This window comes from Microlunatus sp. M237, from assembly GCF_056896895.1.
Map to the genome: position 1 here is coordinate 248,048 of NZ_JBXHBL010000002.1, position 21,506 is coordinate 269,553.

Genomic DNA, 21,506 nt, shown 5'->3' on the forward strand with positions numbered 1-21,506 from the left:
ATGGTCTCCCTCGCACTGAACGGCGCCGCGCACCCTCCCATCGTGGAACGCCGACTGTTCGGCCCCGGCCCGTCCAACCCATATCCGGAGGCCACCGCCGCGCTGGCATTGCCGCTGCTCGGTCACCTCGACCCCGCCTTCTTGCAGATCATGGACGAGACCTGCGCCTCGCTGCGTACCGCCTGGGGCACGGCCAATAGCCGTACGCTGCCGCTCAGTGCCACCGGGTCGGCCGGGATGGAAGCCGCCTTCGTCAACACCGTCGGCCCCGGCGACGTCGCCGTCATCGCCGTCAACGGGCTGTTCGGCGAGCGCATGTGCGAGGTGGCCGCACGCTGCGGCGCCGAGGTGGTCCGGGTGGACCACCCCTGGGGTGAGCCGATCGACCCGGAGCGGGTGGCCGACGCCCATCCGCAGCCCAAGGTCATCGCGGCGGTGCACGCGGAGACGTCGACCGGCGTACGCTCCGACATCGCCGCCCTGGGCGAGCTGAAGGGAGACGCGCTGCTGATCGCCGACGCGGTCACCTCCATCGGCGGGATCGAGCTACGGGCCGACGCCTGGGGCATCGACGTGGGCTATGCCGGCACCCAGAAGTGCCTGGGCGTGGCGCCGGGACTGGCCCCGTTCACCATCACCGACCGAGCCTTCGAACGCCGGATCGAGCGACCGCAGTCGTGGTACCTCGACCTCGGGCTGCTCGGTGGCTACGTCGACGGCAGCAGCGGCGGGCGTACGTACCACCACACCGCCCCGGTCGCCATGGTGGCGAGCCTGCACGCGGGCCTGGCCCGGGTGCTGGCGGAGGGCCTGGAGAACGTCTGGGCTCGGCACGCGGAGGCCGGGCAGATCCTCCAGGACGGCCTGCAGGAGATGGGGCTGGAGCTGTTCGCGGCCGAGCGCTTCCGGCTGCCGGAGCTGACCACGGTGAAGGTGCCCGACGGGGTGGACTCGGCCGCGGTACGCCGGGTGCTGCTGGAACGGCACAACCTGGAGATCGGGGGCGGCGCCGGTGCGTACGCCGCCACGGTGTGGCGGATCGGCCTGATGGGCCACAACGCCCGGCCCGATGCCGCCTTGCTGATGCTGGCCGCGCTCCGAGACGCCCTCACCCGAGTCTGATCCCTGGCAGGTCTTGGGGGTCGTGGAGTCGAGAGGCTGCGGTCAGCGGCGGTTGATGACCACCGTGCCGGCGGCGAGGTCGTGCAGCCCGCGGCGGTCGACGCCGATCACCAGCGCCGGCAGGGCCAGGCACACCAGAGCGCTGCGTCCGATGGCGCGGACGAAGCCGAGCGGCTTGGCGTCCAACCGGAAGATCGCGATCCGGCAGAGCAGCTGGCCGAAGGTGCCGCCGGTGAGCGCGGACAGCACCGAGCTCTCCACGAAGAAGACAGCCAGCACCATCCCGGCACGCCACCCGTCCTCGGTCAGCACTCCGATGCCGAACAGAGCCACGGCGACGATCATGCTGGCGGCCCAGTCCAAGACCAGGGCGGTGATGCGTGACCGCCACGGGGCGAGTGACCCACGGCCGGTCGCGGGGAGTCCGAGGCTCTGCCCCGGATAGGAGCTGTCCTCGGTGCGGGAGGGGACGGAGTTCGTGGCCACCCCCCGAGGCTACCCGGGCACGGTCGGTGCCCAGCCCACGTCGCCAGCTGCCGTGTTACACGTACGAAACAATTGTGGAACTGGACGGAAATGCCACCTCCCTAGGCTCCAGCCACCGAGTACCGAGTCCTAGCACGGCGCTCGTCCAGCCAGTAATGCTCACTGTGAGCGATTCACGACTTCACCGGAGGACAGATGTTCCAAGGAGCCGACGACCTGTTGGCATACATCAAGGACGAGGGTGTCGAGATCATCGACATCCGCTTCTGCGATCTGCCAGGCATCATGCAGCACTTCACCGTCCCGGCCGGGTCCTTCGGGCCCGAGGTCTTCGAGGAAGGTCTGGCGTTCGACGGCTCCTCGGTTCGCGGCTTCCAGAAGATCCACGAGTCGGACATGGCCCTGCTGCCTGACCCGACGACGGCATACCTCGATCCCTTCCGCAGCGTCAAGACGCTGTGCGTCAACTTCTTCGTCCACGACCCGCTGACCAAGGAGGCCTACAGCCGCGACCCGCGCAACATCGCGCGCAAGGCCGAGGCCTACCTCGCCTCCACCGGCATCGGTGACACCGCGTTCTTCGCCCCCGAGGCCGAGTTCTACGTCTTCGACGACGTGCGGTTCGAGACCAAGGCCAACACCGGCTACTACGCGATCGACTCCGTCGCCGGCGCCTGGAACACCGGCCGGGTCGAGGACGGTGGCAACCGCGGCTACAAGGTCCGCTACAAGGGTGGCTACTTCCCCGTCGCACCGACCGACCACTTCGGCGAGCTGCGCGACCAGATGACGCTGAACCTGGAGAACTCCGGTCTCGTCGTCGAGCGTGCTCACCACGAGGTCGGCACCGCCGGTCAGGCAGAGATCAACTACCGCTTCAACACGCTGCTGCAGGCCGGCGACGACGTGATGAAGTTCAAGTACATCATCAAGAACACCGCCTGGGCGGCCGGCAAGACGGCCACCTTCATGCCGAAGCCGATCTTCGGCGACAACGGCTCGGGCATGCACGTCCACAGCTCGATCTGGAACGACGGCATCCCGCTGTTCTACGACGAGGCCGGCTACGGCGGCCTGTCCGACATCGCCCGGTGGTACATCGGCGGCATCCTGAAGCACGCGCCGTCGCTGCTGGCGTTCACCAACCCGAGCGTCAACTCCTATCACCGCCTGGTGCCGGGCTTCGAGGCTCCGGTCAACCTGGTCTACAGCTCGCGCAACCGCTCCGCCTGCATCCGGATCCCGATCACGGGCTCCAACCCCAAGGCGAAGCGCGTCGAGTTCCGCTGCCCCGACCCGTCGTCGAACCCGTATCTGGCGTTCTCGGCGATCCTGCTGGCCGGCCTGGACGGCATCCAGAACAAGATCGAGCCGATGGCTCCGGTCGACAAGGACCTCTACGAGCTGCCGCCCGAGGAGCACGCTTCCGTGCCCACCGTGCCGGCCGACCTCAGCGCCGTCCTCGACTCCCTCGAGGCCGACCACGAGTTCCTGCTCGCCGGTGACGTGTTCACCGCCGACCTGATCGAGTCTTGGGTCGAGCTCAAGCGCGCCGAGATCGACGCCATCCGGCTGCGTCCGACGCCGCACGAGTTCGAGCTGTACTACGACGTCTGATCGGTAACTGCAAGAACTGCACGACGGGCCGTCATCACAGTGTTGATGGCGGCCCTTGTGCTGTCATCGGAGTTCTGCCACAGGTGACCGTAGGTGTCGAGGGTGGTCTTCGCTGACGAGTGCCGCAGGCCGGCGGAACCGCTGTTGGTCGATCGCTGGATCTACTCGGTCGTCCCGTCCTCAAGTGAGACCACCGGAATGAACTCGGCTAAGGCCGTCGGGTCCCGAGTCATGTCGTACTCGCCGAGTAGCCGGATATAGGTCTGTCGATCGACGTCCCAGTCGTAGCCCAGCAACGGCTCCCAACCAGTCTGCGCGGCGAGGAACACCAGGTCGGCGAGCAGTCTCGTCACTCTGCCGTTGCCATCCACGAACGGATGGATGCGCACCACTGCGGCGTGTGCTGCGATTCCGAGTGTGCGACCAGTGATGCCCGTTTGGCGGTCCCACTGATAGCTGAGGTTGTCCAGCGCATTCCGTAGTTCTACGGCGATGTGCTCCGGAGCGATGCCGATGTTGGTCTCCACCGAGCGCTGGCGACCACCCCACTCCCAAACTGGCGCATAGAGACGACGGTGAAGTTCTCTGACGAAGTGGTCGGTAAGAAGATCACGAACCGGAATGTTCCAGTTCAGCAGGGTCTCCCACCACTCATCAGCCGCCTCGTCCTGGATCTGCTGTTCGAGGTCATACAGATCCGCCTTGCGGACCGGATCACCCAGAATCTCCCGAGCCGCAGGCGTGAGCGCCTCGGCTTCCTCGTCGCTGACGACGGTCTCGCCATAGTCAGGTTCGAGGGCCATCAGGCCTTCGCGCGCAGCGACTCCACGAACTTCTCAACCTTCGTCGAGCGAACGTGACCGTCAGGCACGACGCGTCGTTCCAATCGTGCCGACGCCTTGGTGGAGCGCGCGACGAATTGGCGACGGGCCTTAGCCGAGACAGTCTTCTTGTTCATCGCTCCTCCTCGAGGAAAGTCTAGCCACCATCTGCGCGGGCTGGCCACGATCCGCGGTCCTTCAGCAGCACGGATGACCGCGACAAGCAGCCGCTGACCCGTGCGAAGCTAGCCCTCTGCGACCACTGTCCGGGATACGGAAGAACGCGGCGGCGGTTGCGGCACAGACGTCCTGGTTCGCACGGCAGGACCCCTGGCGCTTGCGGGCCAAGGACGGTGTGCCCGGCGTCCACGGGAGCCAGGGCCCTCAACAACCGCCCTCGCCCATCGCCCGTTAACCAACTCAGCGCTGCGGCAGTGCGGACACGTTTCGGTTGGGTGGCGCACTCCTGGTGTCGAACTGGGTGCTCGCGAGTGCCCGCTCGGACAACGTGATGAGGTCCAGCACCTCTCGCGCGATGTAGGCCGTGGCGCCACGCTCGATCGACTTGATCGACAGGATCCCCGCGTGGCGGAGTTCCTCTAGGGCCGCGCTCGCAGCCGGGAACGACACACCAAGGATCTTGGTCAGCGTCGTCGCCGTCACAACCGGAGCCTCGGGCAGCTGAGCAAGCAGACGGGCCACAGCTGAGTCGGCGCGCGGCGTCGCCCACAAGCCCGTCGCCACACGATGCGACGCGAGCCGATGCATCCAGGCCTGACGGAGATCGTTGATCTTCGTCATCAGCGCCGCCGGCTGCTCAACGGCGATTCCAGCTGCATCGACGAAGGTGGCAAGCCAAGCATTGGTCGAGACGCTTGCATCGACGCTGGCAGGAGACGCTGAGTGCCGATAGTCAGTGAGTCCGTCGACGTATCGATCACGCAGAGTCGCCCGTACCAAGCTGATCGGGAGGACCGCGCGCTCGGTGAGCCCGCGTCGCGCGAGCACTGTATGGATGAGCGCACGACCGACCCGGCCATCGCCATCTGTGAACGGGTGGATGGTCTCGAACTGCGCATGCACCATCGCAGCTTGGATCAGTGGCGCATGGGCGGAGCCGTTCAGATAGTCGACAAGGTCTGCCATGTAGTCGGCGACCCGCTCAGGAGCTGGCGACACGAAGGACGCGCCGATCGGGGTCCAGCTCCATGTGCCGACCCAGTTCTGAACAGTGCGGAGGCCGTGGTGACCCGGCTCGTCGGGAAGCAGCGAGCGGTGAAGCTGGACATTGTGATCTACCGTCAGCAAGTCGGCGTCGACCAAGTCGGTGGTTGCACCGCGGACGATCGTCATATTGTTGGCGACAAGCTTCGCCTGTTCGCTGATCCCTCTGACCGTCTCTGATTGTCCGAGTTCGGCGAAGGCAACCTGTTGCGCTGACGGCGCGATTCCCTTGATCCTCGAGCTGGCGCTGGCCTATGAACGAAGAAGGAATCGAGCGATCCCGGCGAGCCCCTCGGCGCCCGAGCCATTGAGGGCGCGGATGCTGCGCTCGACGATCGACACGTGCCGGGAGATGTCCCCGTTGACAGCCAGGCCGATGCCGTCGAGGTGGTCGGGCACGTAACGTTGGTACCGGCCCGCTCGTTGTTCCGCCTTCGCCGCACCGGAGTCGATCGACGCCTCCTAGCGCGCGTCTTCCCACGTCGCCATCACGCGTTTCCTTTCATGGCGCATTAGTCTATGAAAGGATAAGTATTCAACCTTTAACTCAGCAGGCGGCCCTGAAGGAAAGACTGCGAACCTTCAGTAGGGCACCAGCTGCGCACGCGTGCCGTTGACACGCTGCGCGCGAGCTTCCGCCGAATCAAGCCCTTTTGTGCGCCTCGAGAAGAAAACGCTGACTCCGCACCACGAACCCGCCAGTGTGCACGATCTGGTCGTGGATGCGGCGAAGCTGCTCGCGATGACGTACGACGTCAAAGCTGGGCGCCTGCCATGGGATCGCCCGCAACTGGAACACCACGGCGCCGACGTCGAGGTAGCGCGTGACAACGATCGACTCCCGCACCGTACGAGGGATGAACCCGGCGCGCTGCAATTGATCGGCGAGCCCTTCGAGTCCAGCCGGTGCTGTCGAACTGACCGACACCGGGATGGCCAAAGCTTCGTTGAACTCGAGGTCGTTGTGTGCGCCGACCTGCTGGCTCAGCAGCCGACCACCAGGTTCCAGCACCCGGTAGGTCTCCCGCAGGTTCAGCCACGCGTGGCGGTTCAGTACAAGGTCAAACAGCGCGTCATCGACCGGCAGCGCGTCGGCGGTGCGGGCCACCACGTGAATCCCGAGCGGCTCGAGTCGTCGCGCAGCGACTGTCACATTCGGCGGATACGGCTCCACCGCGACGCTTCCCGGTGGTGGTCGCAATGAGCTGAAAATCTCACCGCCGCCGGTATCGACGTCGAGGATTCGGCGAGCGTTCGGGACGAGGTCGGCAGCCCGACGTTCATAGCTCCACGGAAGTGGCTCCGTTTCGACCCGTCCCGCAAGGAAGGAGAAGTCCCAGCCCTCAAGGCGGGTCGACGTCGCTTCCTCGACGAGTTGATCGAACGTCCGCGGTGCTGATGTGGACAAGAGAAGTTTCCCTTCGTGTGATGCTGGCGACTGGTGATGATCACTGAGAACGCGCGGTGAATGTTCTCCTTGTGGGAGGGCCACGGCGTCCGGTCACATCACCTCAAGCCAGGAGTGCCCGGGGTGGACCAGCTCGATGGCTTCGCGCAGCCAGCGTCGAGCGGCCGGATCCAGTCGCGGCCAGGTCGCGGCGAAATCAGCTTGATCCTTCGGCCTGAGCCCGGCCGCCTTGTGCAGCAGCTGCACCTGTGGACGCAGGTACGCAATCCCGTCGACGGTCCACACGATCTCGTCGATCGGGAGACTGATCCGAGAGTCCCGCTTGAACACCCACCTGTCCCCCGTCACACCCATCAAGATGATGTCGAACTGCCAAGGCTCGCCCCCGCTGCTCCGCGCCCAGACGTTCTCGCAGCTGTCCGCCAGCGAGTCCCGCTCCAGATCGCCGGGGAGCAGCACTCGCAGGGTCTCTTGGTCCGCCGACCACAAGTCGATCTTGCCGGCCAGATGCCGCCGGAGCAGCGGCAGCTCGTGACGAGGGATGCTGGGGTCCAGATCGCCGTGCGGACGGCGTACGCCGGTGAAGGCCTCCAGGGCCCACCCGCCAGCGATCCACCATCGTCCGGGGTAGCCGTCGAACAGAACCGCAGCATCGCGGGGCGTCCGCGGGAGCCAGGGCCCATAGATCCTGGTCACTTCGCTAGGGGTCAGATCACTCAGCGGCATCGCAGCACGCTACCGCCGCCCAGAGCCTGGACGAGCCTCAGTAGTCGAGCGGCGGCGCGGCGGCGTACTCCTCTGCGGTGACCGGCTCGAGCCAGTGGACGACCTCGTGCTCGTCGTCGCCCTCGTTGATGGCGAGGTGCACCATCAGCCGCGTGGGCGCGGCTCCGTGCCAGTGCTCCTCGTCGGCCTCGAAGAGGACGCGGTCGCCCGGGCGGATCACCTCGACCGGCCCGCCGCGGCGCTGGCACAGGCCGACGCCCTCGGTGACGAAGACAGTCTGGCTCAGCGGGTGGCGGTGCCAGTGGGTACGAGCCCCGGGCATGAAGTGCACCAGGTTGGCGGCGACCCGCGACGGCGGCGGGGCGGCGGCGACGGCGTCGATGAAGACGTCGCCGGTGAACCAGTCGGCGGGGCCCTTGGCGGTGTCGATCGAGCTGCGGGTGATCTGCATGGTCTTCCTTCGGTCAATGTCGGGTGGGAAGAAACTCGGGTACTTCTCGACCCACGTCATGGCTGTTGTCCACGCCTTGAGCGTAGGGCCCGACTAGACGTCTCGGAGCGCTCCAAGGGTTCCCTGTCAGTGCACCGACCGCCAGGGACTTCCTCTCCAAGGCCAGGAGCGCTTGACTCGATGACATGGCGGCAGCCGCCACCATGCGTGCACGAGCCGAGGAGGAGAAACGCGATGCGCCAGGTTGTCATGTACGGACCCGGGGACGTGCGGGTCGAGGACCGCGAGGACCCGAAGATCATCGAGCCCACCGACGCCATCATCCGCCTTGCGGCGACGTGCATCTGCGGCAGCGACCTGTGGCCCTACCGCGGTGCTGAGCCGGTCGATCACCAGGTGATGGGCCACGAGTACGTCGGCGTCGTGACGGAGCTCGGCTCGCAGGTGCGCACCATTCGGGTCGGCGACTTCGTCGTCGGCTCCTTCTGGGCTTCCGACAACACCTGTGAGATCTGCCGGGCCGGCTATCAGGCCTATTGCGTGCACCGGGTGCTGATGGGCACCCTTGGGACGCAGTCCGAGCTGGCGCGCATCCCTCTCGCCGACGGCACCCTGGTCGCGACCCCGGCGATGCCCGACCCCGACCTCATCCCCTCGCTGATGGCCGCCTCCGACGTGCTCGGCACCGGATGGTTCGCCGCGGTCGCCGCCGAGGCCGGCCCCGGCAGGACTGTGGCCGTCGTCGGCGACGGTGCGGTCGGCCTGCTCGCCATCCTGGCCGCCCGGCAGCTCGGCGCGGAGCGCATCATCGCCTTCAGCCGGCACGCGGACCGACAGGCGCTGGCGCGCGAGTTCGGCGCGACCGATTTCATCGCGGAGCGCGGCGTGGCGGGAGCGGCTCGGGTCAAGGAGCTCACCGACGGCCTCGGCGCACACTCGGTGATCGAGGCCGTCGGCACCCAGGAGGCGATGATGCAGGCCATCCACTCCGCCCGGGCCGGTGGGCACGTCGGGTTCGTCGGCGTCTCGCACGACGTCGCCATCCCCGGCGATGAGCTGTTCATGGCCGGCGTCCACCTCCACGGTGGCCCGGCGCCCGTACGTCGGTTCCTCCCCGACCTGATCCAGCTCATCTGGGACCGCACGATCGACCCGGGCAAGGTCTTCGACCTCACTCTCCCGCTTGAGCGTGCCGCCGAGGGCTACCAGGCGATGGACCAGCGCACCGCGACCAAAGTCCTGCTGAGCGTCTGAGCCATAATCTCGTCCGAACAATCCTGACCACAGCCCCGTGCCCACGCCCGGGCTGATGGCGCTACCCGAGCACGGAGGCTCCCATGGACCTGCAGGACTTCCTCAACCACGTGAACAGCGGGACGCCGATCGAGGGTGGCTCCGAGCAGCACCAGTTCATGTATCAAGCCTCCCTGGACGCGTTTCGGGTCACTGCTGAGATCAACAACGGCTACCGCACGCCTGAACAGATCCGTGCCCTGGTCGCTGAGCTCACCGGCAAGCCGATCGACGACTCCGTTAATGTCTTCCCGCCGTTCCACAGCGAGTTCGGCAAGAACCTGACCCTCGGCCGGCGCGTCTTCATCAACCTCGGCTGCCGCTTCCAGGACACCGGCGGCATCACCATCGGCGACGACACCCTCATCGGCCACGGCAGCACGCTGACCACACTCAACCACCACATCGACCCGGATCGACGTGGCGATATCGTGCCCGCTCCGATTCACATCGGTCGCAAGGTCTGGCTCGGTGCGGCCGTCACCGTCGTCCCCGGCGTCACCATCGGCGACGGAGCGATCGTCGGCGCCGGGGCCGTCGTGACCAAGGACGTACCCGCCAACGCCATCGTCGCCGGTGTGCCCGCGAAGCTCATCCGCATGACCGGTTTCAACGCCTGAGCAGACTGACCGCCGGAACCGATCTTTCCCAGCATCCGGGGCGGGCGAGCTGCGTGCCGCTCACGGATCGATGATGCGTGAGCGGTGCAGCCGCTGTCGGACTGTGCCACGATCTGGGCATGCTCACAATCGGTGCGGTGGTGTTGAAGGTCGCGGACGGCGACCGTGCAGGAGCGTTCTGGTCACAAGCGCTCGGATACGAAGCCGGCTCAGCCAACCCCTCCTTCTTGGGGCCTCGGTCCGGTGAAGGGGTGCGGTTGCATCTCGATGAGGACGACCGGACGCATCTTGACCTGTGGGCCGCCGATGCGGCCGACCAACAGGCCGAGGTCGACCGTCTGGTGTCGCTCGGCGCCCGCCGAGTCGAGTGGGACTATCCGCCGGACGCGGACTTCGTGGTGCTCGCCGACCCGGACGGCAATCTGTTCTGCGTGATCGACACCTCGGCCTGAGTTCTCAGTCGCGTCGGGTGACCCGGCGCCCGGTTACCACGCGCGGCTGCATCCGCAGGTAGATCACGGGGCCTTCAATGCCCCATGGCAGGGAACGTGGGTTCAGAATCCGCTCCACGTCGGTGTCCGTCACCACCGTGAGCGGACCACGGACCACGACGCTCCAGCCGGTGGCGACCAGCGCGGCGTGGTGGTCGATCTCGAACACCGCGTCGCCGTGGCCGACCGAATGGGCCATGTCCCCATCGGCCCCGGTGCTGAACAAGATGTCGGTCCCGACCAAGCCGAAGTTGACCGGCAGCAGTCCCAGGCCGTGCGGCCCGTCAAAGGCGATCCGGCCCACCGTGGTGGTGGCCAGCAACTCGTAGCACTCCGCAGTCTCCAGCGCGGTGATGATGTTCATCCTGTGTTCTTACCCTATAAGCGTGACATCACGGCGTTTCGGCCCAGTCCGACCGGACGCGCCAGCCGGTCGCACGACGCGTGGACCCGAACCCCACCGCTTGGCTGGCCCCGGCCGCAACGCTGCTCGCCCTGTGCAGATGATCACCGGATCTCACCGTTCCACCTTGGCCGGTGATAGCTCTCGCGCCGGAGTGATGGTCGTGGCCGCACTGATCAACCGGCACAGAGAAGCCGTCCAGCCCGCGTCGGCGAAATTTGCAACGATGGTAGAAAATTCGGTGCCGCCCATCGCTGGCGCGGCAGCCGATTCGGCGATATGGTTCAAATGAGTCCGCGGTTACCTGAACCCCCGAGCAGGCGACCGCGGACTTCTTGCTGTCCAGATGTCGCCCGCGGCGCGACCGACACCAGGTCGGATTTCACCTGACGACAAAGCACCTCAGGGCAGGCCAGCTGACTGGACCCGGCGACGGTGCTCGTCCCAGCGAGCGGCGATCTGCTCCATCTCCCGGCTGAGAAACCGGAGAAACTCCACCGACAAACTCAGCCGCGCCCCCGGCGCCGTCGAGGATCCGCCGACGGCGTCGACGCCCTGGGTGAGGACATCCAGCAACGGCGCGTACGTCCGGCCGCTGTTGATGATCGCGTCGTGCCAGGCGTCCTCCCTCACGACGTAGACGTCACGCCGGGTCCCCCGCTCGCGCTCCCGATGGATCAGCTGGATCTGCGCCAGATAGCGCACCGCACCCGACACCGCGGCCGGGCTCACCTGCAGCGTCTCCGCCAGCTCGGCCGCAGTCATCCGCCCGTCCTCGTCGGCGAGCAATGCGGCGAACACCCGGGCCGGCAGCCGCGGCATCCCGGCATCGGTCAGCGCCGAGCCGAAGCGCTCGACGAAGGTCGCGGCGGAGGCGAATGCCCCGGCCGCTACCGGGCGCTCCGTGAGGGACGGGTCGGTGGTCGGAGACTCGGGGGACGAGGTCATGGCGGCTACTTTACTTCATTCATATTTCTCTGAAATCTGTGTAACGTGACGGGTATGGCGATCATCTCCGTGCAGGACCTGCACAAGTCGTTCGGCCGATCCCCGGCCCTCGACGGGCTTGATCTCGAGGTGGCAGCCGGTGAGGTACACGGCTTCCTCGGTCCCAACGGTGCCGGCAAGTCGACCACCATCCGCATCCTGCTCGGTCTGCTCCGCGCCGACTCCGGCTCCGCCACCCTGCTCGGCGGGGACCCCTGGCGCGACGTCGAGCGGCTGCACCGGCGGCTGGCGTACGTGCCTGGCGATGTGACCCTGTGGCCGACGCTGACCGGCGGTGAGGTGATCGACCTGCTCGGCCGGCTCCGCGGCGGCCTGGCTGCAGGCCGCCGGGCCGATCTGCTCGAACGTTTCGACCTGGACCCGACCAAGAAGAGTCGGACGTACTCCAAGGGCAACCGGCAGAAGGTGGCCCTGGTCGCCGCGCTGGCTTCCGACGTCGAGCTGCTCATCCTCGACGAGCCGACCTCCGGGCTCGACCCGCTGATGGAGGCGGTGTTCCGCCAGTGCGTCGAGGAGGTCCGCAGGCAGGGACGGACGGTGCTGTTGTCCAGCCATATCCTGAGCGAGGTCGAGGCCCTGTGTGACCGGGTCACCATCGTCCGCGCCGGTCGCACCGTCGTATCCGGCACTCTGCTCGAGCTGCGGCGGCTGACCCGCACCACCGTCGACGCCCGGGTGGCCGAACCCGTGACCCCGGAGCTCTTCGGGACCCTCCCCGGCGTGCATGCGGTCCAGGTCCACGACAACCGGGTCCGCTGCTCGATCGAGACGCTGCACCTCGGTGACGCCATCGCCCGACTGTCCGGCTATCACCTCACTGCCCTGACCTGTCAGCCTCCCTCGCTGGAGGACCTGTTCCTCAGCTCCTACCAGCGCGATCCCGCCCAGGACCGCGCCAGCGCATCAGCGGGCACGAGCGCAGCATGAGCGCCGAGCGCTGGGGCCTCGCCGGCACCGGCACGCTGGTCCGGCTGGCCGTGCACCGTGACCGCCTGCTCGCCATCGGAGCAATCGCCGGGCTGGTGCTGCTGGCGTGGGTCTCCGCCGCCGCCTCCGTCCGCCTCTACGCCGAGCCGGCCGCCGCGGTGGCAGCCGGGCGCAGCATCGCGGCCAGCCGGCACTGCTCGCCCTCTACGGCCCGCTGGGCGACGCCGACAACCCCGACGCCATCGCCGTGTTCAAGACCACCCTGCTCGGCGCGGCTCTGCTGGCGCTGCTCGCGTCGGCGATCGTACGGCGCCATACCCGGGCCGAAGAGGAGGCTGGTCGGATCGAGCTCGTCGGGGCAGCGGTGGTGGGCCGTCGCGCGCCGCTGACGGCAGCAGTGCTGGTTGCCGCGGCTGCTGTCGTGCTGACGGCGGCGCTGGCGTCAGCGAGCCTGATCGCCGTCGGTCTCGGGGTGGCCGGATCGGTGACCTTCGGCCTCAGCTGGGCCGGAGCCGGGCTCAGCTTCATCGGCATCGCCGCGGTCGCCGCCCAGCTGACCGAGTCGTCGCGTGGCGCGGCCGCCTGGTCGGTCGGGGCGCTGGGACTCGCGTACGCGCTCCGGGCGACAGCCGACACGAGCACCGGCGCAGTGGCCGCGCTGAGCTGGCTGTCGCCCCTGGGCTGGGCGCAGAAGCTGCAGCCGTTCGGCGCCGACCGCTACTCGCTGGCGCTGATCCCTGTCTGCTTCTTCGCGGGCAGCGTCGGCCTCGCGTACGCCCTGCTGGAACGCCGCGACCTGGGAGCCGGGTTGGTGGCAGCCCGGTCGGGTCGGGCGGTCGCCGGCCGCTGGCTACGGTCCCCGGCCGCGCTCGCCTGGCGGCTGCAGCGCGCGTCGCTGCTGGGCTGGACGGTGGGATTCGCCTTATTGGGCCTGCTTCTCGGCAGCGTCGCCGTGAACGTCGACGCCATGACCGACACCCCCCAGGTGCAACAGATGCTGCGCGCACTCGGCGGCACCAGCAGCAGCATGACCGACCTGTTCCTGGCCACCGAGTCGCACTTCGCCGCCCTCGCCGCCGCGGCGTACGGAATCGGCGCCGCCCTTCGGCTGCACGGTGAGGAGACCAGCCTCCATGCCGAGACGCTGCTGGCCGGCGGGGTGTCGCGTCCTGCGCTGCTCGCCAGCCACGCTGTGGTCGCCCTGGTGGGCAGTGCCGCGTTGCTGGTCATCTTCGGGCTGACGCTGTCGCTCAGCTTCGGGGCCGCGATCGGGACACCCGGCGAGATGGTGCCGCACCTGGTGCCGATGGTGCTGGCACCGGTCGCGCCGGTGTGGGTCTGCGTCGGTCTGACCCTGGCGCTCACCGGGGTGCTCCCCCGTCGGACCTCGCTGGCCTGGCTGCTGCTGATCGCCTTCCTGGTCGTCGGCGAGTTCGGCCCGTTGCTCGAGCTGCCGCGATGGCTGGTTGACCTCTCACCGTTCAACCACGTCAAGGTGGTGCCCGGTGGCCCGGTCGACGCGGCCCCACTGCTGGCGCTCGGAGCCATCGCCGCAGCGTTGCTGGCCGTCGCCGTTGTCGGGTTCCGCCGCCGCGACCTGACCTGACCCACGCGCGAGTGCTCGGCGCGTGGTTGCATGTGCAGGTGAGATCGGAATATCCGCAGCGGATCGCCATGGTCAGCATGCACACGTCGCCGCTGGAGACGCCCGGGTTGGGCGACGCCGGCGGCCTCAACGTCTATGTCGCCGAGGTCGCGACCCGGCTGGCCGAACGAGGGCTCCACGTCGACGTCTTCACCCGACGCACCGACCCCGACACCCCCGACATCGTCGACCTGGGTGAGCGCACCCGTGTCATCCACCTCACCGCCGGGCCGACCGAGCCAGTACCGAAGGAACAGCTGCCGGGGCTGGTCGACTCCTTCGCCGACGCGATGGAAGCCGGCATCGCCGGCTACGACCTGCTGCACACCCACTACTGGCTCTCCGGCATGGTCGGCTTGGAGCTGGCGAGGCGGCACGACGTCCCGGTGGTGCACACCATGCACACGATGGCCAAGGTGAAGAACGCCGCTCGCGGGTCGGGGCAGCTGGCCGAGCCGGACGTACGCGAGCTGGGCGAGTCCGCGATCGTCGCCTCGAGCGCGGTGCTGACCGCCAACACCCCCGACGAGGCGCACGACCTGCGCCTGCATTACGCAGCCCGCGACGAGCAGATCGTCATCGTCCCACCGGGTGTCGACCTGCACACCTTCCATCCCTGTGACCAGCCGAAGTCGCGGGCCCAGCTGGGGGTGCGCGACGACGCCCAGGTGATCTTGTTCGTCGGTCGGATCCAGCCACTCAAGGCTCCCGATGTGCTGATCCGGGCCACCGCCGAGCTGATCCGCCGCCGGCCCGACCGCCGCTCCACCCTAGAGGTGATCATCATCGGCAGCCCCAGCGGACCCGAGGCCCACTGGGCCGAGACCCTGCCCGCGCTCGCCAGCTCGCTCGGCGTCGCTGACCTGGTCGAGTTCCGGCCGCACTCCCCCCGTTCGGAGCTGTTCCGGTGGTACTGCGTGTCAGATGTCGTCGGTGTCCCGTCCTACAACGAGTCCTTCGGGCTGGTCGCCCTCGAGGCCCAGGCCTGCGGCCGACCGGTGGTGGCCACCGACGTCGGCGGACTGCGGCATGCGGTGGAGGACCAGCACACCGGCGTGCTGGTCGACGGCCACGACCCGATCCGCTGGGCCGACGCGCTGGCGGCCGTCCTCGACGACCGGGAGGAGTCGGTACGCCTGGGCGCGAACGCCGCGGCGCATGCGGCCCGGTTCAGCTGGGACAACTCGGCCGCCGCCACGCTGGACGCCTACCACGTAGCCCTGCGCCGCTGAGTCGGACCGGGCCGATGGCGACGGGGCCCTGAGCGCTGGGCCGCTGCGTCAGACCACCGGTGCGACCACGCCACCCCGGCGGGTCAGCCGCTCCTCGGCGCAGGCCGACCGGAGCGCCAGCTCCAGTCGGGCGGCGATCCCGTCGGTGACCCGCGAGCCACCGAACAGTCGGCAGGTCTGCTTGAACAGCTCGGCCTCGCCGATGCCCATCGAGCTCCTCGCCAGCTGCACCATGGCGTTGGCGATCTCGCGTACTGCCACGTCATCCAATGGCCGCTCCTTGCTCGGGCCCGACCAGGGCCGGAATCCCTCCCAGCGCAGCGGATCCCGTGTCGGCGGCCAGACGAAGCCTTCAGAGTCGCGGCGCAGGTCGGCCGGCACGACCCGGTCCACCTCGGCCACCCGGGTGGCCTGCAACCGACTCACCCCGTGCGCGAGCACGACGCACCGAGCCAGCCGCTCGACCGAGATCGGCCCTTCTGCATCGACGATCTGACGGACGAGACCGTCCAGCTGCGAGCTGCTCCGACCCCTCGCCAGCGACTCCAACCCATGGCGTGGCTGCACCGCGCCGGGCCGGTATGCGACGAACTCCTCCAGCTCCGCCACAGCGCTCACCGGGACGGTCACCGGCAGGTCCGCATGCGCTCCGAGCGGCGCCGACGCCAGGGCAAGCCGTTGTGGATCAGGAATCCGTTCATGATCATCTCTTCGGTGATCATGGTCGCCGTCAAGCCGGCGAAGGTCAGGCCCGGGATCGGCTGGCTGATCAAGATCATCATCATCATCGGCCCGGGTCTCGCCCCCCGCCGTCGGACGCGCCGCCACCGCCCTGGTGCGTTCCACCAGCTCGTCGAGCACAGCCTCGGGCTGCTGCAGCCAGGCCGGGAGCCACACCCGGACCACGTCCGGCCAGCCCATGATCTCGTGCAGCACCACGGTCGGCAGACCATCGCGGTCACCGGTGGTCCGTCGCGCCGCCCACGCCGGTGAGTCCAGCAGCACCGCGACCGCGGCCTGCTCGCCGCGCTCGGGCCACGACAACGCCAGGTCGACCTGGAAGTCCGACAGCCCGACGCCGGTGCGGACCACGAGCCCACGCGCCCGCAACGCCGCGGCCAGGTCGTCGCGGTGACGGTCCACCGCGCGCGGCAGGGCCAGCGACGGCGCCGCCGCGCCGTCCAGCTCTGCCGCCGCCACGCCGTACTTGGCCAGCTCGAGATAGCCGCGGAGATGCTTGATCCCGACCGACGACGTCTGGTCGGCCCGCAGGTCCTCGGGTTCGAAGGAGGAGAACACCATCACCCGGCGGCGGGCGCGGGTGATGGCCACGTTGAGGCGCCGCTCACCGCCACTGCGGTTCAGGGGTCCGAAGTTCAGCGGCAGCTGCCCGTCGGCATCGGCGGAGAACCCGGTGGAGAAGATGATCACGTCGCGCTCGTCGCCCTGGACGTTCTCCAGGTTCTTGACGAAGAGGCCGTCCTGGCGGGCGGCGAGCGACTCGATCACCCCTTCGACCCCGCAGTCCCACAGCATCTGCTCGATCAGGGTCCGCTGCTGGAGGTTGAAGGTCACCACGCCGATGGAACGCTCGCGGGCGTGCCAGCGACGCAGCACCTCCGCCACCACCGCCGCCGCCTCGACCGGGTTGGTCCGCAGCGGACCGTCGCCGCGACCGCGGTTGAAGCGGCCGTCGACCCGGACGAAGGAGACCCCGGAGTCGCTGTGTCGTCCCGGGGCCGTCGGGAAGGACGACAGCCGGCCCTCGTAGTAGGCGGAGTTGCTGAACGCGATCAGCGCCTCGTCCTGGCTGCGGTAGTGCCACGACAGCCACAGCCGCGGGACTCTGGCCTGGACGCACTCGGAGAGGATCGACTCCTCGTCGGTCACCACGGCGAAGTCCGACTCGTCGTCGTTCTCCTCCGGACCGGCTGCGCCGAAGGCGGTCGGGGGCAGCTGCTTGGAGTCACCAGCCACCACCACCGTGTCCGCGCGGCCGAGCGCACCGACCGCGTCGGCGACTCGGATCTGGGACGCCTCGTCGAAGACGACCAGGTCGAACGAGATGCTGCCCGGCGGCACGAACCGGGCCAGCGAGTCGGGGCTGACCAGGACGCACGGAGTGATCTCCGCGATCACACCGCCGAACCGCTGCACCAGCCGCCGTACGCTCAGCCCGCCCCGACTGCGACCGATCTCGCGCTCCAGCGCGCCCACCTGTCCGAAGGTCGCCCCGGCCCGAAAGGGTCTGCGGCCCACCACTGCGGCGGGCACGACACTCCGCAGCTGGTCGCGCAGCTGCTCCGACCCGACGACGAAGCGGTCAACGGTGCGGTCGTGGTGCGCGCCGTCGAAATGCCGCAGCCGCCCCGCCGCCAACCGCTCGGCCACGCTGGCGCCGGCCAGTCCGCGGTCGAGGGCGGCGACGGCGTCGTCCGGGTCGACCACGCCGGTCAGCAGCTCCAGGCGTGCCGTCGGCAATACCCGCTCCAGCGGCTGGAGGGCGCAGACGCACTCGGTCCAGGCCCGGAGGTCGACGCAGCGCGGCAGGTCCGCCGCACGCTCGGGCTGGCTGTCCGCCCAGCGGCGCAGCAGACCGCGGCCACCGGCGAAGGCGCGCTGATCCTCGTCGGTGGACCCGGTCGGCCCCAGCACCGTCCGCAGCGCGGCAACGGCCGCAGTGATGGTGGAGCGGCCGGCGTCGGCCAGTGGCGCCTCCACCGCCCGGGCCCGGGACACCTCGTCGCGCAGCGCGGCCGGCAGCCCGGCGAGCGCTGCGGCATCGCGGGTCAGGGCGGTCAGCGTCTCCTCGAGCTCGCCCACGCCGGCGTCGGACAGCAGGTTGGTGCGCTCCGGCAGGACAGCGAGACCGGGCAGCGCCCGCCACCCGGAGACGACGGCGGTGTGGTCGCGCTGCAGGGCGGCCACCTGCTCCACCACCTGCGGCAGCTGTTTGGGCTCGACGGTGCGACCGGGGAGCAGCAGGGCCAGCAGTGGTGCACCCGCGGACACCAGCCGTGACTTTCGGCCGAGGAAGAATGAGGCGGCCGCCTCACGGACGGCCTGGCGTACCGGCTCCAGTGGCAGCTCGACGACCGCCGGGGCGAAGTCCGCCAGCAGGGTGCGCGCCTGGCCGCGCAGCGTCTCGGTCCGGGCGTCCAGCTCGGCCCGGGCCTGCTGCCAGCGGCCGGTCGACGACTCCGCCAACAGGGCCGGCGGCGCAGCACGGACCGACAGCAGCCAGGACACCGCCGCCAGCTCGGCGGCGGTTCGGCACGCCTCAAGGGCTCGCCCGACGGCCAGGCCGGTGGAGTCGATCAGCGCCAGTGCCGCCGCCACCGCGGCCGCCGACTCCTCGACGGGGCCGGTCAGGTCGACGTCGGGCAGCTGCCGGGCGAACGCCCACGGGTGCTCCGGCCGCAACCGCGCGTGCCGGAGCGCGGGGACGGCCCGGTCCACGGCCGCCCGGGCCGCCTCGACGGCCGCGGGGTCTGCCGCTCCCCCGCCCGGCTCCGCTGCCGGCCGTCCGCCCTGCGCACCGCCGAGGTCGTCGTCGGTCACGGTCAGCACCGGGCCGACGCCACGGGCGAGCAGCCGGGTCCGCGCCTGATAGAGCGACAGCCCGAGGTGGTTGGGACTGTGCACGCGGGAGACATAGTCGGCAAGCGTCTCCGAGCTGCTGCGGACATCCTGGGCGGCGATCCGGTAGCCCTCCGGGTCGACCTGCGGGGCCTGGGCCAACGCGGCCCGCAGCCGGGCGCGCACCTCCGCCGGGCGGGCGTTGCGGTCGTGCAGGTCCAAGGTGAACGGCGCCAGCCCGACCTCACCGAGCCGGGTTCGGACGACGTCGAGCGCAGCCCCCTTCTCAGCCACGAACAAGACGGTACGGCCCTGCGCGAGCTGGTCGGTGAGGATGTTGGTGATGGTCTGGGACTTGCCGGTGCCGGGTGGGCCCTCCAGGACGAAGCTGCGGCCGGCCCGTGCCGCGGCGATGGCCTCCGCCTGGGCTCCATCAGCCGGGATCGGCGAAGCCGCCACCACCTCGTCCAGCGGCGGCGGCTCGGCTCCGTTACCGGTGCCGGGGAAGGACTCGTGCGGTGACTCCACCAGGTGCCGGATGAGAGGCCTGGTCATGAACTCCTGCCAATGCTCGTCCAGGTCGCGCCAGAGGAGATAGCCGGTGAACGCGACGATGGCCAGCCGGGCCTCGGTCTCCACCCGGAAGCGCAGCTCGGCGGCGTCGATGGCCTCGCGGACGATGCGGACCACCGCGTCCACGTCGACGCCGTCACCGTCGGTGCGCAGCGGCAGCTCCTCCAGCTCGGGGATGACCAGGCCGAACTCCTGCCGTAGCTTCTCCAGCAGTGACAGGTTGACCGTCACGGCGCCGGTCTCGTCGAACGCGATCCGGAACGGCATCACCACCCCTTTGACGTCGACCGGCGCGAGCAGCAGCGGGGCGGACAGCTCCCGGTCGCCGAGCCGCCAGTCCAGCCGGGCCAGGGTGACGTACAGCGGGTTGGCGCCGGTCTCCTCGATGGTGGTCCGGGCCCGGTAGCGCAGCCGGTTGATCGCCGCCTCATGGTGTCCGGTGGCCAGCGCTGAGTAGACGGTGGAGCGATTGGTCAGCATCGCCCGCTGCACATCGCCCGGCAATGCGAACGCATCCCGGGCGCCTTCCTTGGCGACGGCGCCCGAGAGGTCGTCGAGGGCCCGCACCGTCACGGTCCGGCCATCCTGCAGCAAGCCGGCCAGCGTGCCGAGCTGCTCGCCGGCGACCACCAGCGGCACCTGCGTCATCTGGCTGGTCATGTTCAGCAGCCGGTTGCGCAGCGTCAGGTCCAGCAGCGCGTTCTTCCACTGCCGAATCCGGGCCGGGGCCGGATCGGCAGCCGGTTCGACGGCCCGCGAGGGTGTGCTCGGCTCGGCTGCGGCCGGGATGCCGATCTCGGGCGGGGTGTAGTCGACGATCTCCACCACACCGTCATCGCGGACCCGGCGGGCAGGGACGGGCAGCACCCGCATCCAGCGCGCCATGGCCACGTCGACCACCCCGACCAGGTCGGCGGTGTTGCCGTGGAAATAGCTGTCCAGCGGTGCCTGGCGAGCGCGTCGGAACCCCTCGGCGGGCGGCGGCCGGCGGTCGGTGGTGACCAGGGTGGTCTCGACCACGCCCATCAGCTGCAGGTCGACGGCGTTGGCCGCGCCGGCGGGCTGCAGGCTGGCCGCCTCGGGCAGGCCGGAGTTGGGCGCGCGCCAATAGCCGAGGAAGGCGTGGCCGCGGGCCACCCAGAGCACCGGGGCGATGCCGATCTGCTCCAGGGCGGCGGCCATCACCACGGTGGTGTCCAAGCAGGTGCCCAGCCGCCCGTCCAGCACGTCGCCGGGCGTACGCACCTTCTGTCCGTAGCCCCAGCTGGCCGGCTCCTGGGCGTAGTGGATGCCAACCGCAGACATCGCGGTGAACAGCGCCTCAACGATGGCGTCCAGGCGCTCCGGTGGTTGGTCGGCGACCACCAGAGCCCCGTTGCCGGTACGCCGGGTCAGCTCGCCGGCGGTCGCCGCGACGAGTCCGGCCACCGCGGGGTGGTTCGGCTGGATGAAGGAGGCGAGCAGCTCCAGCGACAGCACCGGGGCCGCCGGGTCCAGCACCCACTGCCGCGCCGCCAACAGCCGGATCGGCGTGTGCGACCGGGCGAGCAGCTCATTGCCCGCCTGCAGCTCGACCAGGACCTCGGCCGAGGTCTCCTCTTCCAGCTCCGACATCCGCTGCGCGTCAAGGCGGACATCGGGGTTGTCCAAGACCACGGTGCCCGAATCCAGCGACTCCCACCGCCGACTCCAGGGCCGGCTGACCACCGTCCCCTGCGCGTCCACCAGCCGGAGCGAGAGGCAGACGTCGGACAGCGGCTGCCGGGTCGTGACGTCGACCACGAGACGGTGCAAGAAGGACAGCTCGTTGTGCGCCATGGCGTAGTTCACCGACGGCGCCGCGAGCACCTCGATCTCCACGGTCACGGCCATGACGTGCA

Annotated in this window: 19 protein-coding genes; 8 read left to right on the top strand and 11 right to left on the bottom strand. The window is 69.3% G+C overall.

Annotated elements, in window-relative coordinates; translation table 11 throughout:
• Complete coding sequence (locus AC1XX3_RS07380; RefSeq protein ID WP_483320442.1) at positions 1–1,122, top strand: pyridoxal-phosphate-dependent aminotransferase family protein; 1,122 nt, start codon at positions 1–3, stop codon at positions 1,120–1,122.
• Positions 1,123–1,164: 42 nt separating this feature from the next.
• On the opposite strand, the gene AC1XX3_RS07385 is transcribed toward AC1XX3_RS07380, so the two are convergent.
• Positions 1,165–1,608, bottom strand: coding sequence for an RDD family protein (locus AC1XX3_RS07385; protein ID WP_483320443.1), 444 nt, complete (start codon positions 1,606–1,608; stop codon positions 1,165–1,167).
• 195 nt (positions 1,609–1,803) lie between these two features.
• On the opposite strand from AC1XX3_RS07385, the gene glnA reads away from it, so the two are divergent.
• Positions 1,804–3,225, top strand: a complete 1,422-nt coding sequence (gene glnA, locus AC1XX3_RS07390; protein ID WP_483320444.1) for a type I glutamate--ammonia ligase — start codon at positions 1,804–1,806, stop codon at positions 3,223–3,225.
• Positions 3,226–3,386: 161 nt separating this feature from the next.
• Here glnA and AC1XX3_RS07395 read toward each other — a convergent pair whose 3' ends face one another.
• The 7 genes from AC1XX3_RS07395 to AC1XX3_RS07425 form a co-directional block, all read right to left on the bottom strand.
• Entirely contained in the window at positions 3,387–4,028 is a 642-nt protein-coding gene (locus AC1XX3_RS07395; RefSeq protein WP_483320445.1) for a Fic family protein, read from the bottom strand.
• Positions 4,028–4,183 (bottom strand): hypothetical protein, encoded by a 156-nt coding sequence (locus AC1XX3_RS07400; protein WP_483320446.1) that lies wholly within the window; start codon positions 4,181–4,183, stop codon positions 4,028–4,030. The genes AC1XX3_RS07395 and AC1XX3_RS07400 overlap by 1 nt, the downstream gene beginning before the upstream one ends.
• Before the next feature lie 283 nt (positions 4,184–4,466).
• Positions 4,467–5,399, bottom strand: coding sequence for a Fic family protein (locus AC1XX3_RS07405; RefSeq protein WP_483320447.1), 933 nt, complete (start codon positions 5,397–5,399; stop codon positions 4,467–4,469).
• A 123-nt stretch (positions 5,400–5,522) separates the two neighbouring features.
• Positions 5,523–5,669, bottom strand: coding sequence for a hypothetical protein (locus tag AC1XX3_RS07410; RefSeq protein WP_483320448.1), 147 nt, complete (start codon positions 5,667–5,669; stop codon positions 5,523–5,525).
• Positions 5,670–5,913: 244 nt separating this feature from the next.
• Complete coding sequence (locus tag AC1XX3_RS07415; RefSeq protein WP_483320449.1) at positions 5,914–6,762, bottom strand: class I SAM-dependent methyltransferase; 849 nt, start codon at positions 6,760–6,762, stop codon at positions 5,914–5,916.
• 9 nt (positions 6,763–6,771) lie between these two features.
• Positions 6,772–7,404, bottom strand: coding sequence for a hypothetical protein (locus tag AC1XX3_RS07420; protein WP_483320450.1), 633 nt, complete (start codon positions 7,402–7,404; stop codon positions 6,772–6,774).
• 37 nt (positions 7,405–7,441) lie between these two features.
• The gene (locus tag AC1XX3_RS07425; RefSeq protein WP_483320451.1) at positions 7,442–7,855 is read right to left on the bottom strand and encodes a (R)-mandelonitrile lyase; all 414 of its coding nucleotides are present in this window, start codon (positions 7,853–7,855) and stop codon (positions 7,442–7,444) included.
• A 234-nt stretch (positions 7,856–8,089) separates the two neighbouring features.
• Between AC1XX3_RS07425 and AC1XX3_RS07430 the strand changes: the two genes are divergently transcribed.
• From AC1XX3_RS07430 to AC1XX3_RS07440, 3 genes are all read left to right on the top strand, one after another.
• Positions 8,090–9,109: a zinc-dependent alcohol dehydrogenase family protein gene (locus tag AC1XX3_RS07430; protein WP_483320452.1), complete on the top strand. Its 1,020-nt coding sequence runs from the start codon at positions 8,090–8,092 to the stop codon at positions 9,107–9,109.
• Between the two features lie 83 nt (positions 9,110–9,192).
• Complete coding sequence (locus AC1XX3_RS07435) at positions 9,193–9,768, top strand: DapH/DapD/GlmU-related protein (RefSeq protein ID WP_483320453.1); 576 nt, start codon at positions 9,193–9,195, stop codon at positions 9,766–9,768.
• A gap of 119 nt (positions 9,769–9,887) precedes the next feature.
• Entirely contained in the window at positions 9,888–10,220 is a 333-nt protein-coding gene (locus AC1XX3_RS07440) for a VOC family protein (RefSeq protein ID WP_483320454.1), read from the top strand.
• Positions 10,221–10,224: 4 nt separating this feature from the next.
• Here AC1XX3_RS07440 and AC1XX3_RS07445 read toward each other — a convergent pair whose 3' ends face one another.
• Together AC1XX3_RS07445 and AC1XX3_RS07450 are read right to left on the bottom strand one after the other, a co-directional pair.
• On the bottom strand, positions 10,225–10,623 hold the full coding sequence (locus tag AC1XX3_RS07445) for a pyridoxamine 5'-phosphate oxidase family protein (protein WP_483320455.1): 399 nt from the start codon (positions 10,621–10,623) through the stop codon (positions 10,225–10,227).
• A gap of 441 nt (positions 10,624–11,064) precedes the next feature.
• Positions 11,065–11,610 carry a GbsR/MarR family transcriptional regulator gene (locus AC1XX3_RS07450; RefSeq protein ID WP_483320456.1) on the bottom strand — a complete coding sequence of 182 codons (546 nt, stop codon included), beginning with the start codon at positions 11,608–11,610 and terminating at the stop codon, positions 11,065–11,067.
• Between the two features lie 54 nt (positions 11,611–11,664).
• Between AC1XX3_RS07450 and AC1XX3_RS07455 the strand changes: the two genes are divergently transcribed.
• The 3 genes from AC1XX3_RS07455 (at position 11,665) to mshA (ending at position 15,474) form a co-directional block, all read left to right on the top strand.
• Positions 11,665–12,597, top strand: coding sequence for an ABC transporter ATP-binding protein (locus tag AC1XX3_RS07455; protein WP_483320457.1), 933 nt, complete (start codon positions 11,665–11,667; stop codon positions 12,595–12,597).
• Between the two features lie 106 nt (positions 12,598–12,703).
• Positions 12,704–14,203: an ABC transporter permease gene (locus AC1XX3_RS07460; RefSeq protein ID WP_483320458.1), complete on the top strand. Its 1,500-nt coding sequence runs from the start codon at positions 12,704–12,706 to the stop codon at positions 14,201–14,203.
• A 38-nt stretch (positions 14,204–14,241) separates the two neighbouring features.
• On the top strand, positions 14,242–15,474 hold the full coding sequence (gene mshA, locus AC1XX3_RS07465; protein WP_483320459.1) for a D-inositol-3-phosphate glycosyltransferase: 1,233 nt from the start codon (positions 14,242–14,244) through the stop codon (positions 15,472–15,474).
• Between the two features lie 48 nt (positions 15,475–15,522).
• On the opposite strand, the gene AC1XX3_RS07470 is transcribed toward mshA, so the two are convergent.
• Positions 15,523–21,498: a DUF3320 domain-containing protein gene (locus tag AC1XX3_RS07470; RefSeq protein WP_483320460.1), complete on the bottom strand. Its 5,976-nt coding sequence runs from the start codon at positions 21,496–21,498 to the stop codon at positions 15,523–15,525.
• Positions 21,499–21,506: the final 8 nt, after the last annotated feature.

Coding starts and splice junctions, on each gene's coding strand:
- AC1XX3_RS07380 (WP_483320442.1), top strand. CDS start 1: ATGGTCTCCCTCGCACTGAACGGCGCCGCGCACCCTCCCATCGTGGAA.
- glnA (WP_483320444.1), top strand. CDS start 1,804: ATGTTCCAAGGAGCCGACGACCTGTTGGCATACATCAAGGACGAGGGT.
- AC1XX3_RS07395 (WP_483320445.1), bottom strand. CDS start 4,028: ATGGCCCTCGAACCTGACTATGGCGAGACCGTCGTCAGCGACGAGGAA.
- AC1XX3_RS07400 (WP_483320446.1), bottom strand. CDS start 4,183: ATGAACAAGAAGACTGTCTCGGCTAAGGCCCGTCGCCAATTCGTCGCG.
- AC1XX3_RS07405 (WP_483320447.1), bottom strand. CDS start 5,399: ATGACGATCGTCCGCGGTGCAACCACCGACTTGGTCGACGCCGACTTG.
- AC1XX3_RS07420 (WP_483320450.1), bottom strand. CDS start 7,404: ATGCCGCTGAGTGATCTGACCCCTAGCGAAGTGACCAGGATCTATGGG.
- AC1XX3_RS07425 (WP_483320451.1), bottom strand. CDS start 7,855: ATGCAGATCACCCGCAGCTCGATCGACACCGCCAAGGGCCCCGCCGAC.
- AC1XX3_RS07430 (WP_483320452.1), top strand. CDS start 8,090: ATGCGCCAGGTTGTCATGTACGGACCCGGGGACGTGCGGGTCGAGGAC.
- AC1XX3_RS07435 (WP_483320453.1), top strand. CDS start 9,193: ATGGACCTGCAGGACTTCCTCAACCACGTGAACAGCGGGACGCCGATC.
- AC1XX3_RS07440 (WP_483320454.1), top strand. CDS start 9,888: ATGCTCACAATCGGTGCGGTGGTGTTGAAGGTCGCGGACGGCGACCGT.
- AC1XX3_RS07445 (WP_483320455.1), bottom strand. CDS start 10,623: ATGAACATCATCACCGCGCTGGAGACTGCGGAGTGCTACGAGTTGCTG.
- AC1XX3_RS07450 (WP_483320456.1), bottom strand. CDS start 11,610: ATGACCTCGTCCCCCGAGTCTCCGACCACCGACCCGTCCCTCACGGAG.
- AC1XX3_RS07455 (WP_483320457.1), top strand. CDS start 11,665: ATGGCGATCATCTCCGTGCAGGACCTGCACAAGTCGTTCGGCCGATCC.
- AC1XX3_RS07470 (WP_483320460.1), bottom strand. CDS start 21,498: ATGGCCGTGACCGTGGAGATCGAGGTGCTCGCGGCGCCGTCGGTGAAC.